The sequence below is a fragment of the Gemmobacter nanjingensis genome (genome assembly GCF_014652195.1).
Classification (GTDB): Bacteria; Pseudomonadota; Alphaproteobacteria; order Rhodobacterales; family Rhodobacteraceae; genus Gemmobacter; species Gemmobacter caeni.
Genome location: NZ_BMYI01000014.1, coordinates 46,601 through 59,662, shown reverse-complemented (window position 1 = coordinate 59,662; position 13,062 = coordinate 46,601). Strand labels below are relative to the sequence as shown.

Here is a 13,062-nt window from a genome sequence, read left to right as displayed (position 1 = left end):
TATTTCAGTGCAACTGCTGCTGCACCGTATCGGTCAGATCGCTGAGCGAGAAGGGTTTCGGAAGGAATACCGAATTTGGGATGCGCGCCTGCGACTGTGACAGGCAATCTTCGGCATAGCCGGACACAAAGACCACCCGCACATTCGGCCGCGTTTCCAGTGCCTGCCGGACCCAGCTTGGCCCGTCCATCCCGGGCATCACCACGTCGGTCACGAAGATATCGACATTCACCGCCGGGTCTTCCAGCGTTTTGAGGGCAGCTTCGGCGCTGTCGGCCTCAAGCACCGTATAGCCGCGCAGGCGAAGCGCGCGGCTCGCAAAAGCACGCACCGGGGCCTCGTCCTCGACCAGCAGGACCACCCCTTCCCCCAACCGGGCCGGATTACGACGAGAAGGTGCTGTTTTCTGTACCGTGCTCCCGGCGGAATTGATCGGGAAATAGAGATGGAACACGGTGCCGTGGCCGACTTCACTGTCCACGAAGATGAAGCCACCGGACTGTTTGACGATTCCATAGGCCGTAGAGAGGCCAAGCCCCGTCCCCTCGCCGACCCGCTTGGTTGTGTAGAAGGGCTCAAAAACTTTCTGCAACCTCTCTGGCGATATGCCGCAGCCGGTATCGAGCACACGGATCACGGCATAGTCGCCAGGCGGAACCACGGCGCGGTCGCGCCGAAGCTCTTCTTTCAGGGTCAACGCCTCGGTCTCGATACGGATCGTTCCACCGTCCGGCATGGCATCCCGCGCATTGACGACAAGATTCATCAGTACCTGCTCCAACTGGCGCTTGTCGGCCCGGATCGGGCCGAGGTCCGGTGCATGGGCCAGGCTCAGACTGATCCGTTCACCAACCAGCCGGTTGAGCAAATGCGTCAGGTCAGAAAGCAGTTCCTGCAGGTCCAGCCGCTCTGGCTTCAGGGTCTGTTTACGCGAGAAGGCCAGTAACTGACCGACCAGACTCGCCGCACGGTTCGCGTTCTGATGGATCTGCACCAGATCGGCATATTCGGGATCGGCGCAGTCATGCCGCAACAGCAGAAGATCGCAATGCCCGGATATCGCGGTCAGCAGATTGTTGAAATCATGGGCAATCCCCCCGGCGAGTTGTCCGATGGCCTGCATTTTCTGGCTCTGGACAAACTGGGCTTCCAAGGTTTTGAGCGCGGTTGCATCGGTCAGGACAGCCAATGCCAGTGGTCTGCCGCCTTCGACGATGCGACGCAATGTGATCTGGAAAAAACGGTCTGTCTCTGCCGTGCCAAGCCGCAACACCTCGGCCCCCGATGGCACACGCTCTGCCATGACGTCGGCCAGCCAGTCGGTGACCGGACGTCCCAGCCCCTCGAACAGGTCGGCAATACTGATATCCTGATCGGGTGCCAGCCCGATCGCCTCGCGCGCCGCGCGATTGGCGGACATGAGGGCCCCGTCCGCCGCGAATTTCAGAAGGGCCACGGGGACCGTTTCGAAATCGGTTGATGTCAGTTCGGCCTGTCCCGGCATCGGCAGAAGATAGATCTCACGCCGTTCGCCCGGCCCCTCGATCTCGGCCAGAATGGCCCGGATCTTGCCGTCCGCCCCGTCAACCTCGATCTCCTCGCCGCTGCGCAGGCGCGTGGTGGTAAAAATCCGGTCCAGATGCCGGGGGCGCCCGCCCGCGAGCCGCCGCATCGCCTCGTTGCTGAACAGGATTACCCCGGCCTTGTTTGCCACCAGCATGGGAAGGCTGAGCGTTTCAGCACCACGACCGACGCCCGTGCGATCCAGAAATTCCTCCAGCCGCCACAGGAACATTGTGGGACCGATCCGGTGACAACTGAGCCGGGTATGGGCATTGCGGGTCACCACATCCTCGCGCGCGGCGCCGCCGTTCATGGCGCGGCTTTGCAGCCGATAAAGCACCGAAGCCGGGCTGACGAAGTGATCCTGAAGCGAGGCCATCAGCGTGGTCCCGTCGCGGGGTCCAAATCTGGCCCGCGCGGCGGCATTCTGAAAACGGATCACACCCACGCCGTCCGTGGAAAAACATGGGGTCGCATCCTGCCCCATCAGCAGGCCCAGATCGCGTTCCAGCCGACGCAGGCGCAGCGCCTGCGCCAGGGTTATGCCGCGCAGGCCAAGGACCAGCAGGCAGAGCGTCATGCCGACACTGGCGGCAATCAGCCGGTTCTGCCCCGGCGGCGCCAGAGCGACCGTCACCGCGCAGCCCAGTGCCGCGGCCAGCAGAAGCCAGGCCCCCTGGCCCAGCCTTTGCGCGAAGGCCGTCACCGTTTCGGCCAGTGGACGCCGCGAGATGCCTGCGCCCACAAGGTTCCTGTCCACCATCCGCCCTCTCCGGGAATCGTCTGGCACCATTCGGCAGGGAAAAGGTTAACCGCCGCTTAACCGACGTCGGCCTCCCACAGCTCTTTGTTTCGAGCTTTACTGATCGCGCCGCAGCACGGCGACGAAGAAGCCATCGCCACCATCCAGCGGGGTCAGGCGGCGCTGGCTCGCGAGGCTCCAACCCGGTGATCTGGCCTGAAACGCAGCGATCTGGGCCTCGTTTTCGGCCCGCAGCAGCGAACAGGTGGCATAGGCCAGCACACCACCGGGCGCGACCAGTGTGGCGATACGGTCAAGAATCTGCTCCTGCACCGCGATCACTCCAGCAAGCCGATCGGGCGTCAGCAGCCACTTGCCCTCGGGCGCGCGGCGCCAGCTGCCGGAACCGGAACAGGGCGCATCGGCGAGGACAAGATCAAAAGGACCCTGCGGCGCCTCGGTCAGCGTCACGCGCGCTCCGGCACGTTTCGCCCGCGCGGGCAGGTCGCGCATCCGGCGCGGATCGGCGTCATGGGCAAACAGCTTCAGCCGCGCCCGCGCCGCCATGGCCAGAGTCTTGCCGCCGCCACCCGCGCAATAGTCAAGCACGCGCTGGCCATCCGCCAGCGGCAGCGCATCCACCACCGCCTGCGAAGCGGCATCCTGCAACTCCACAATCCCATCGGCATAGGCGGCCGATCCGGCCACCTTGCGGGCGCCGCCCGTCACTTGCAGTGCGGTGGGCGACAGCGGATGCGGGACGGTTTCGATCCCCTCAGCCGCCAGCGCAGCCTGCGCGTCAGAGAGCGCACAGCGTGCGGTATTCACCCGCAGGAACACGGGCGCGCGGTGACGCAGGGCTTCGGCAAGTGCCCGGAAATCCGCGCCCAGATCCTGTTCCATACGGGGGCCAAGCCAGTCGGGCAGATCGTGTGCGGCATAACCTTCGGGCGTCTGGCCCGCATCCGCCAATGTCAGCGGCGCGGGCGCATGGCCCTCGCCGGTGAAAAAACTCTCGGGGTCTTGCCCTGCCGAACGCAAGCCGCCGAGGATCAGCCCGCGCCCAGTCTCGCCGCCACCGAGCGCGGCGAAACTGCGCCGACAGCGCAGCGCGTCGAACACCAGATCACGCACCGCATTCCGGTCGCCAGATCCGGCAAAACGCGAGGCTCGGCCCCAGTTTGTCAGCGTCTGTTCGGCGGGTGAGCCCGCCAGAATACGATCCAGAATGCCGATGGCAGCAGAGAGGCGGGCGGCAGGCGTCATGCCGCCACCGCCTGCCAGCCTGTTCCGGCACGTTGCAGCCGCAGGAAGGGCTGGCCCGTTGCGCCCTCCTCCTGCCCCGGCAGACGCGCGTGACCGGCGCAGAAAACCCAGCCTTCCGCAGCGATCCGCTCCAGCGCGGCGAGACGGGTCGCCACCGCCTGCGCCGGGTCGACGTCGAATTTGGTGGCGATCCGCGGATCGGCAAGCTGGATATCGGCGCGGTGCAGCATGTCGCCCACCACCCCCACGCGATCATCGATCACCAGCCCGATCTGACCGGGCGTATGGCCGGGCAAGCCCCAGACCCGGACACCGGGCGCAATTTCCTCGCCGTCCTGCGCGCGGCGAATGCGGCTGGCGTTTTCCGCCAGCACACGAGCCGAGGCTGCATGATCCTGTGCGGCCCAGTAATCGGCCTCCACCGCTCCTACATGCAGCCGGGAAGCGGCATATCCATCGCTCAGCAGCCCGCCGCAATGATCGCCATGCAGATGAGTGAGGACCAGATCGCCGATATCATCCGGTGCCAGCCCCAGCGCGGCCAGCGCCCTGACAACACGCCCGCCTTTGTCGCCATATAGCGCGCCCGAGCCGGTATCGATCAGCAGCGGCGCGTCACCCGGACGACGCAGCAGATAGGCCTGCACCGGCAGGACAACTTCGTCCGGCAAGGCAGTGCCGCGCGGATCGGGAAAGAAATCCTGCCCGAAGCGCACGGCGCCGTCATAAAGCCGGATCAGCTCCGCCCCGTCCCAGCGCAGGATGTCGCCCGTCGCCTGCATCAGCCGATCCGGTAGTTCGGGCTTTCGCGGGTGATCTGCACGTCATGGACATGGCTTTCCTTCAGCCCCGCCCCGGTGATGCGCACGAAATTGCAAGCCTGCCGCATCTCGGCCACCGTGCGGTTGCCGGTATAGCCCATGGCGGCGCGCAGACCGCCGACAAGCTGGTGGATCACTGCGGCGGCGGACCCTTTGTAGGGCACCTGCCCCTCAATCCCTTCCGGCACCAGCTTGTCGCTGGCGGCATCCTTCTGGAAGTAGCGGTCGGCCGAGCCGCGCGCCATGGCGCCAAGGCTGCCCATGCCGCGATAGCTCTTGAACGAACGGCCGTTCCACAGGATCACCTCGCCCGGGCTTTCATCGGTGCCCGCGATGGCCGAGCCGACCATGGCGCAGGAGGCGCCGCCCGCGATGGCCTTGGCAAAATCGCCCGAATATTTGATGCCGCCGTCAGCGATGACCGGGATATCCCCTGCAGCGCCCGCGCTGTCCATGATCGCGGTCAGTTGCGGCACGCCCACGCCCGCAACGATACGGGTGGTGCAGATCGAGCCTGGCCCGATGCCGACCTTTACCGCATCGGCGCCGGCGCCGATCAGCGCGCGGGTTGCCTCGGCGGTGGCGACATTGCCCGCCACCACCTGAACGGTGTTCGACAGCGCCTTGATACGCTCCACCGCGCGGGCGACACCCTCTGAATGGCCATGCGCGGTGTCGATCACCACCATGTCCACGCCCGCGTCGATCAGCGCCTGGCTGCGCTCGAACCCGGCATCCCCCACGGTCGAGGCGGCAGCGACGCGCAGGCGGCCAAGCTCGTCCTTGCAGGCCTGCGGGTTCAGCACGCTTTGCTCGGTATCCTTCAGGGTCAGGAGGCCGGTCAACTTGCCCTTGCCATCGGTGACCAGAAGCTTCTCGATCCGCCGCGCCTTCATCAGGCTGATCGCCTGATCGCGGTCCACCGGCTCGCGCAGCACAGCGAGATTGTCGGCACTCATCATCACACTGACCGGGGTGCGGTCATCCGAAGCGAAGCGCATGTCGCGGTTGGTCACGATGCCAACCACGCGCCCCTCGGCATCGACGACCGGGAAGCCGGTGACGTTGTAACGATCCTGAAGCGCCTTGGCATCGGCCAGCGTCTGATCGGGCGTCAGCGTGATCGGGGAATAGACGATGCCGCTTTCGAACCGCTTCACCCGCCGCACCTCGCGCGCCTGTGCCTCGATGTCGAGATTGCGGTGGATCACCCCCAGACCACCCGCCTGCGCCATGGCAATCGCCATGCGTGCCTCGGTCACCGTATCCATCGCCGAGGAAAGCAGCGGGATATTCATGCGGATCTGCTTCGTCACGAAGGTGGACGTATCGGCATCGGACGGCAGCACATTGCTCGCCGCCGGAACCAGAAGCACATCGTCAAAGGTGAGCGCCTCGCGAATCTCCATGGGAGCCTCCTGAACGGGTCTATGGATGGGATCGTTTGGCGCTTCCCCATTTCACGGGGCGCAAGGAAGCGCAAGGGGAAATCATGCGCGCTGCGGGCGGAGGGGCCGCAAGGCGGCTGTCGGCCCCCTCGGCCCCCTCGGCCCTCCGGGGCTCACCCCCGGGGATATTGTTGCCAAGATAAAAGCAGGTCCGTTTACCCTGGTCCAAATATCCTCGGGGGTGAATTGCCGAAGGCAAGAGGGGGCGGAAAGCCCCCTTTCCAGCGGGGCTTGAGTGTCCCGCCCGGACGTGCAGGATGGCGCGGCGGAACGGAGGGCAGGATGCGCGTCGCCATTGTCGAGAATACGAAGGTCACCCATCACGGTCAGGTCGGCGTCGCCCTGCACGAGGCCGCGGCGCGGATCGGGCTCTACAAGCCCTGGGCCGATGGCCAGTTGCCTGATCCCGCCGATTACGATGCGCTGGTCGTCTTCGGCGGCGAACAGCACGCGCGGGCCGATGACAGCCACCCCTACCTGCCCGAACTCGCCCGCCGGATGCGGGCTTTTTCCGGGGCGGATCGCGCCGTTCTGGGCATCTGCCTTGGCAGCCAGCTTCTTGCGCGCGGTTTCGGGGCGGAGAACCGGATCGGAACGGCACCGGAATTTGGCTGGTGCAGCGTCGAACTGACCCCGGAGGGAGCCGCCGATCCGGTTCTGGGCTGCCTGCCCGAACGCTTCATCAGTTTCCAGTGGCATTCCGACACCTTCACCCTGCCCGAAGGGGCGCTTCATCTGGCGCGCTCGGCCGGTGCCACGCAGCAGGCCTTTCGTCTGGGCCGGGCCACCTATGCCACGCAGTTCCATTTCGAGGCGCATCGCGGCGTGGTGGCTGACTGGGCGCGCGGATTTCCGGCGGTGATGGAAGGCATGTCTCCCGGCTGGCTGGACCGGCACCCGCAAGAGGCCGCGCGGGTCGGGGTTGAGGCTGACCGCAATGGCCTGATGCTGGCCCGGGCCTTCGTGGCGCGGATCTGAACCGCGCCCGGCAACGGTTGCCTGTCAGAGGAAATCCTCGGCCCCAAGCTGCGCGGTCGTGATCCCCATGACGGTGAGCGACAGCCCCGGCGCCCCGTCGAAAGTCAGCCGGACCCCGCCGGGGATCGAGGTCTCGTTCACATCGCGGAACCGCAGACCATCCCCCAGATCAATCCGGTCCGCGCCATTGCGGAAATCGGCGATGGTGCCGATCCGCATCCGGCGCCATGTCGAGGATGCGCGAACGCCCCGCATCCCGCAGCAACTGACGATCGAGCTGCGTCCAGCGCTCGGCCCGGCAGCGGCTGCCGCCGGATGATGTCGCGAAGCTCGAAGGCAAACCGCTTGAAGGGCGACAGTGCCCCGGACTTCTGGTGAAGATGATGGAAGTCGAAACGCCAGTCATCCCGTTGTCGGCCACCGTGCTTGCGCACGAGGCCATAGAGCCAACGGTCTAGCCCGCCGGTCAGGTCGAAGTACGCCCGGTCGATGGTGAGGATGAGCGCATTGTCGAGCACGGCCTGGTATCTCCGATCACGGCCCTCTCTGGCTATGACGCAAGCGCCATGAAGCGGCTGACGTCCTCGAGGGCGATCTGCACCCGGATCTGCGCCCGAAGCGCCTCCAGCCCCATGTCATAGGTGCCGGATGCAATCGCTCCGTCGATCCGGGCCTGCAGAAGCTGCTCGAAGGCCGAGAACAGGATGCCCTGCAACTCAATGGTTAGAGCCAACAGGCGATTGAGGAAGGTGGTGATCGGCGGCAGGTCGTCCTTGATGCCATTCGCGTCCATCAGCTTCAGGCCGGTGGCGGCCTCAAACCGTTCAAGCGAGCAGCCCTCGACCTTGCCGCGCACGATCAACAGGTAGAGCTGGCGCAACGCATCGCGGGCATAGGCGGATTCCAAGTTGTCCTCGGGCCGGAACAGTCCCTGACCGCCGGTCTGGCGCTGGCCGCGGGTGCCCCGAGGATTGCGGCTATTGCTCGCAATCCGCCCATCACGAGACCGGGGTGAAGGCCACCAAGCTGATGGAAACCGAGGAGGTTCTGGCCGCCGCGCAGCGTGCCAAGGCCTCCGGCGCGCAAAGGTTCTGCATGGGGGCCGCCTGGCGCAGCCCCAAGGACCGCGACATGGACAAGCTCTGCGACATGGTGCGGGGCGTGTCCGAGCTGGGGCTGGAAACCTGCATGACGCTGGGGATGCTCTCGCCCGAACAAGTCGCGCGGCTAAAGGCGGCGGGCCTAGATTTCTACAACCACAACATCGACACCTCGCCCGAGTATTACGCGCAGATCGCCACCACCCGGACGATGGCGGACCGCCTCGACACGGTTGAAGAGGTCCGCAAGGGTGGTGTCAAGGTCTGCTGCGGCGGCATCTTGGGCATGGGCGAGGCCGAAGAAACGATCCTCGCATTCAGCCGAGCCAAGCGTGAAAAAGGCAAAAGCCAACACTCGCGAGCCCCAATCCCCGACGTGTTGTAATCCCCAGGATATCTGCGCTTATCTGACACGCAATCGCGGTGCCTGCTTTCCAGCGCCAGACGCCTTTCTTGCCCAAGGCTCGGGCTCAAATCCACCGGGCAACAAATGAGGACCAAACGACGGATATCGATCTTAACGCCTTGTCGCTTCCCGAGCTGAAGCAGTTGCAAAAGAATGTTGCGAAGGCCATCGCCAGTTTCGAGGACCGTCGCAAGGCCGAGGCCCGCGCCAAGGTTGACGACTTGGCCCGCGAACTCGGTTTCAGTTTAGACGAGCTTGCGGAAGCCGCTCCCACCCGGAAACGCGCGGCGTCTGCGCCCAAGTACCGCCATCCGGAAAACGCCGAAATCACCTGGTCCGGCCGTGGGCGCAAACCGGCATGGATCGCCGAGGCGCTGGCTTCGGGAAAATCGCTGGACGATTTTGCGATCTGACCGGGGGACCTGCCTTGTACCAGCCCGCGAATGCCGTCCGCCTGCATGTCTCTCTGGCGGAGATTGACCCGCCGATCTGGCGGCGACTTGTCGTGCCGTCGGACTGGACGCTCGACAGGCTGCATCTGGTGCTGCAGGCCGCGTTCAGCTGGACCGACAGCCATCTGCATGAGTTCCGGATCGGCGGGCTGCGCTATGGCGACCCCGATCAGCTTGAGGATGGCTTCGGCGGGCCGCAGACCTTCGACTACACCGGGGGCAGGCTGGCGGATTTCTCCGGCCAGGATCTGACCTTCACTTACCTCTACGACTTTGGCGATGACTGGACCCATGTGATCCGGATCGAGGAGTGGCTATCCCTCGATCCCCTGCCGCGCCATGCAGAATGCACCGAAGGGGCCCGAGCCCGGCCACCCGAAGATGTCGGCGGCCCCCGGTCCTATGCCGATTTCCTCGAGACCATCCGCGATCCGAACCACGAGGACCACAGCTCCAACCTTCGCTGGGCCGGCGGGCATTTCAATCCGGACTGGTTCGACATCGAGCTGATCAACAAGGATCTCCGCAACACCTTCCGCAAGAACACCAGCCGACGCCTGCATCAGCCCAAGCCAAAGTCTTCTGGTCGGTAAGCGCAGAGGGTTCGGCCCTCAAGGCGCTGCCGCGGGCCTGGATGACCCTCCTCCTGCCGGCATCATCAGTGTGGCGGCGCCTCCGGGCATACCTTGCCATCAGGTGGAGATGTAACAGTGCTCAACTAACCAAGGCTACGCCGTACCCACATTCAGCAGCTACCACCCTGAAAGCAGACACGGCATCACAGATCAAGCCGCTCGCGACTGAGGCATACATACGACGCTGCGCAGCGATTTCTCCGCTGCGCAATGGGCTGCCCCTTGCAGACCCTATCCCAGAAAACCGATCTCGTTGCTAAACCCATACTTTCAGGTTCGGCAGAATGACTTCATCGCAGAACCGCCGGAAGGTCAGCACGTTCGCGTGTCCGGCGTATTCGGTCTCTTTGGCGTCCATCAGGCTTTCGGGGATCACCAGTTGCACGCCGATGCCTGCCATATCCTGAATGGCATTGCCCGCAATGTTTTCATCGACCGTGGTCAGGTAGAGCCTGCGCTCGCCTTTCTCCCGCTCAACCTGCTTCCAGCGTTCGCGCAGGGTGGTCTTCGCACTCAGGATCAGACCGGTTGCGGCGATGACTTCGCCGCTGCTGATGAAGGCCAGTGAGGGAAGAATGAAGTCGGGGCGCTTCTTCGCCTCGATTACGACCTGTTTTTCGAACGGGATTTTTCCCCCGCTCAGCATCGCTTCAATATGGTGTTCGTAGGAATAGCCCGCCCTGGATTTCCTCTGCTGGCTGGCCGACAGCATCAGCGCGTCGATCCGGGGCAGTTCATTGATCAGCTGCCGGATGATCTCTGCGATGGTCATGTCGCGCGGTGCGTCGCCAAGGACGATGCGTACCAGCTCGACGGCCCGCTCGCGGCGCTGAAAGTCTCGGAACATATCCCATTCGATACTGCGGCTGATCTCGCGGAGCGCATCACCCGGGCGTTCGATGGCGAAGGGATCGAGGCTGTTCAGTCCGTAGATCTCGAGGTAACGGTCGCGCGCCAGCCCGGCCAGTTCTTCGGTTTTCGGCATGGCAGCACGGACAAGGCCGAACTCGACGATCGTACCAGCCTTCCAGGCCACGATCAGTTCTTCCGCGAAATCAAGAACCCGGTCCTGTTCCTTTGCCCTGACCTCAGCGGGTTCAAACTCACCAATCAGGAAATCCGGTGTGATGTCGAGCTGCAGGAGAAGCAGATCCGCTTCCTCGCTGGCGGAATCAATGGTCAGGCATTCGTAGACAGTATCCACGCCCTGCCGATACCGCCCCATCATCAGGAAAGAAGCCGGCGAGAGATGCTCAAAGCACTCTTTCGGCAGGCGTGTCATATGCGTCTCAGGGCCCTTACTCGTGTAGTGTACGATCCGGGTATGTTTATTGCGCTCATCGCCTGAAGCCTGTGGCCAGAGCGTATCGAACCAGGCCTCCCGGATCGGGGCCGCATCCGGGTCTTTGCGCGGTTTGGCCTCCAGCGGTGGAAAAAACCCGCCCTCGCGCTGTTCCGCCGGAATATAAACCCCGGCCTGGTGCTTATTGGCATAACGCGCCCAGTCACGGTCATTGTTCGAGAGCTTCTTGAGCAATACCCGCTCAGCCCGGCTGAGCAGGTCCGTCAGAAGCCCGGCCTGACCGCCGCCGTCCTCGTCAAAATCGAAAATACCCTGCACGCTCAAATCTGGCCGCCTGTTTCTGTATGCTGACCTTCGATATCCAGCCGTTGGTCGCCAGAACATATCCATAGGGCAAGGGAGTCAATCACCGCCTCCGACGGCAACCTGCCGCGCCCCTTCAGCGCACATTCCCAGACCGTCGCAACACGCCAGCCGGCAACGATCAGCATGTCGATATTCCGGGCGTCCCGCTCGATGTTGCCGGTGATCTTGGCGCGCCAGAAATCCTGCCGTGTTGCAGGCCATCGAAAAAGTGGGCAAGCGTGCCCATGCCAGAAGCAGCCGTTCACAAAGATCACCGCATCATGCTTTGGCAGCACGATGTCTGGTCTACCCGGCAGTTTCCGGTCGTAGAGACGGTAGCGGTAACCAAGCGCATGAAGCCCGCGCCGGATCAGCATTTCCGGTTTGGTATCAGCCCCCTTGATTGCCGCCATGTTTCGGCTGCGGGTCCTGCTGTCGTGAACGTCAGCCAACTTTCTTAAGCGGTTCAGCTCTCGTCAGTGCGAGGATATGTGGTGCCATAACTTTTGCCACCTCGGCAAATACAGGCACGGCCACCGAGTTGCCGAATTGCTTGTAGGCCTGAGTGTCAGACACCGGAATCCGGAAGTCATCGGGGTAGCCCATCAGCCGCGCACATTCACGAGGCGTGAGGCGTCGCGGATTATTGCCTTCGCCCCGACTGATCAGAATCTCGGAACCGTCTTTGTAATAGCGGGCCGACAACGTGCGCGAGATACTGTCACCATCGACCATGCCAAAGCCGAACCCATTCCCCTTGGCCTTATGCTTTGCAGCATAGCCTTGCAGATAGGCCCAAAGTTTGTCGGTCAGGGTGTATTTATCGCTGACCACAGCATCCGGCCCAACGGTGAAATGCCCCTCGGGCTGCTCCGTGCCATTTTCAGGGTGCAGAACATGGCGCATCCGCCTGGTCCCGTAAGTCGGAAGATGCACGTCATCGAAGCTGAACCCGGTCGCTTCACGGAAGCCGACCATCACAATCCGTTCGCGATGTTGCGGCACGAAATGCCCGGCATCAATGATCCGGGTCTCCAGTGTGTAACCGAGTTCCTCGGTCAGCTTGCGGCGGATCACCTCGAAGGTGCGGCCCTTATCGTGGCTTTTCAGATTCTTGACGTTCTCCAGCATGAAGGCCGCAGGACGGTGGTGCATGAGGATGCGCAGCACATCGAAGAACAGCGTTCCCTGGGTCTCATCGTCAAAGCCATGCGCGCGGCCGAGTGCGTTCTTCTTGGACACCCCGGCGATCGAGAAGGGCTGGCAGGGAAAGCCCGCAACCAACACGTCATGCGCGGGGATGTCTTCGGCGTCTACCTCCCGGATGTCGCCCACCGGAAGCCGGTTGTCAGGAAAGTTCGCCATATAGGTCTGCTGGGCGTATTTGTCCCATTCAGAGGTGAAGATGCAGCGCCCACCCGCGCTCTCCATTGCCCGCCGCAGGCCGCCTATCCCCGCGAACAGGTCGATGAACGTAAAGGTCTTTTCCGCATCGCCTGCATCGCGCCGCCGCTCGATCTCCATGTTCAGAAGACGGATCACGCTGTCGCGGGGGATCTCCTCACCGCGTTTCCAGCGATAGATGTGGCCTTCTGAATAGCCAAGCACGCGCGCGGCCTCGGGCACAGAGTATCCGGCTTGTGCCAGAAGTGTGGAAAAGTCAGCCTGCATGTGCCGATGCACCTCTGGGAATTTTTCTGACACAATGTCTATATAAGTCACCTTAATCAAGAACGAACGACGAAACATGATGGCTTTTTTCGCCTATCCGGTAAGCTAGCTTTTTCGCTCAGGACGCTGTCCGGCTGACATGCGGCGGACCCTTGGCTCTACGTCCGGCCGCTGGGCCTATTGACTGCCGTCCGACCGTTCCTCGCCACGTTAAGGGTGTGACGGAAGGCGGCGTGAAATCTGCTGCGGCAGCCAGAAAATCTGCATGAAGGACACGCTAAGGATCGCACGATTCTCAGGATATCAACAGATGATAGTGGCTGAGACCGCTT

At 63.4% G+C, this 13,062-nt stretch carries 12 protein-coding genes and 2 pseudogenes; 4 read left to right on the top strand and 10 right to left on the bottom strand.

The genetic code is table 11. The features are described 5' to 3' along the window. Positions 1–4: 4 nt before the first annotated feature. The 4 genes from IE126_RS18825 to guaB all read right to left on the bottom strand — a co-directional run bounded on the left by IE126_RS18825 (position 5) and on the right by guaB (position 5,801). Complete coding sequence (locus tag IE126_RS18825; protein WP_054303641.1) at positions 5–2,326, bottom strand: ATP-binding protein; 2,322 nt, start codon at positions 2,324–2,326, stop codon at positions 5–7. A 96-nt stretch (positions 2,327–2,422) separates the two neighbouring features. Further along, positions 2,423–3,571: an RsmB/NOP family class I SAM-dependent RNA methyltransferase gene (locus IE126_RS18820; protein WP_189381851.1), complete on the bottom strand. Its 1,149-nt coding sequence runs from the start codon at positions 3,569–3,571 to the stop codon at positions 2,423–2,425. Next, complete coding sequence (locus IE126_RS18815) at positions 3,568–4,353, bottom strand: MBL fold metallo-hydrolase (protein ID WP_189381850.1); 786 nt, start codon at positions 4,351–4,353, stop codon at positions 3,568–3,570. Before IE126_RS18815 ends, IE126_RS18820 begins: the two co-directional genes overlap by 4 nt. Then, positions 4,353–5,801, bottom strand: coding sequence for an IMP dehydrogenase (gene guaB / locus IE126_RS18810; protein ID WP_189381849.1), 1,449 nt, complete (start codon positions 5,799–5,801; stop codon positions 4,353–4,355). The genes IE126_RS18815 and guaB overlap by 1 nt, the downstream gene beginning before the upstream one ends. 321 nt (positions 5,802–6,122) lie before the next feature. On the opposite strand from guaB, the gene IE126_RS18805 reads away from it, so the two are divergent. Next, positions 6,123–6,818 carry a type 1 glutamine amidotransferase gene (locus IE126_RS18805; RefSeq protein WP_189381848.1) on the top strand — a complete coding sequence of 232 codons (696 nt, stop codon included), beginning with the start codon at positions 6,123–6,125 and terminating at the stop codon, positions 6,816–6,818. Positions 6,819–6,842: 24 nt separating this feature from the next. On the opposite strand, the gene IE126_RS18800 is transcribed toward IE126_RS18805, so the two are convergent. The 3 genes and pseudogenes from IE126_RS18800 to IE126_RS18790 form a co-directional block, all read right to left on the bottom strand. Then, positions 6,843–7,037: a hypothetical protein gene (locus IE126_RS18800; RefSeq protein ID WP_229825661.1), complete on the bottom strand. Its 195-nt coding sequence runs from the start codon at positions 7,035–7,037 to the stop codon at positions 6,843–6,845. After that, positions 6,956–7,336, bottom strand: coding sequence for a replication initiation protein (locus IE126_RS26555; RefSeq protein WP_456071385.1), 381 nt, complete (start codon positions 7,334–7,336; stop codon positions 6,956–6,958). The genes IE126_RS18800 and IE126_RS26555 overlap by 82 nt, the downstream gene beginning before the upstream one ends. Before the next feature lie 89 nt (positions 7,337–7,425). Continuing rightward, positions 7,426–7,779: pseudogene (locus tag IE126_RS18790) on the bottom strand (strawberry notch C-terminal domain-containing protein); the annotation flags it as partial. On the opposite strand from IE126_RS18790, the pseudogene bioB reads away from it, so the two are divergent. From bioB to IE126_RS18775, 3 genes and pseudogenes are all read left to right on the top strand, one after another. Beyond that, a pseudogene (gene bioB / locus IE126_RS18785) lies at positions 7,686–8,234 on the top strand (biotin synthase BioB); the annotation flags it as partial. The pseudogenes IE126_RS18790 and bioB overlap by 94 nt on opposite strands. A gap of 137 nt (positions 8,235–8,371) precedes the next feature. Beyond that, positions 8,372–8,737, top strand: coding sequence for an H-NS histone family protein (locus IE126_RS18780; RefSeq protein ID WP_229825660.1), 366 nt, complete (start codon positions 8,372–8,374; stop codon positions 8,735–8,737). A gap of 14 nt (positions 8,738–8,751) precedes the next feature. Then, the gene (locus IE126_RS18775) at positions 8,752–9,369 is read left to right on the top strand and encodes a plasmid pRiA4b ORF-3 family protein (protein WP_189381846.1); all 618 of its coding nucleotides are present in this window, start codon (positions 8,752–8,754) and stop codon (positions 9,367–9,369) included. Between the two features lie 298 nt (positions 9,370–9,667). On the opposite strand, the gene IE126_RS18770 is transcribed toward IE126_RS18775, so the two are convergent. The 3 genes from IE126_RS18770 to dcm are packed head-to-tail and all read right to left on the bottom strand — an operon-like array spanning position 9,668 to position 12,808. Beyond that, positions 9,668–11,032, bottom strand: a complete 1,365-nt coding sequence (locus IE126_RS18770; protein WP_229825665.1) for a type II restriction endonuclease — start codon at positions 11,030–11,032, stop codon at positions 9,668–9,670. A 2-nt stretch (positions 11,033–11,034) separates the two neighbouring features. After that, positions 11,035–11,472 carry a very short patch repair endonuclease gene (locus tag IE126_RS18765; protein WP_277878234.1) on the bottom strand — a complete coding sequence of 146 codons (438 nt, stop codon included), beginning with the start codon at positions 11,470–11,472 and terminating at the stop codon, positions 11,035–11,037. Between the two features lie 31 nt (positions 11,473–11,503). After that, positions 11,504–12,808, bottom strand: a complete 1,305-nt coding sequence (dcm, locus tag IE126_RS18760; RefSeq protein ID WP_229825659.1) for a DNA (cytosine-5-)-methyltransferase — start codon at positions 12,806–12,808, stop codon at positions 11,504–11,506. Positions 12,809–13,062 lie beyond the last annotated feature (254 nt).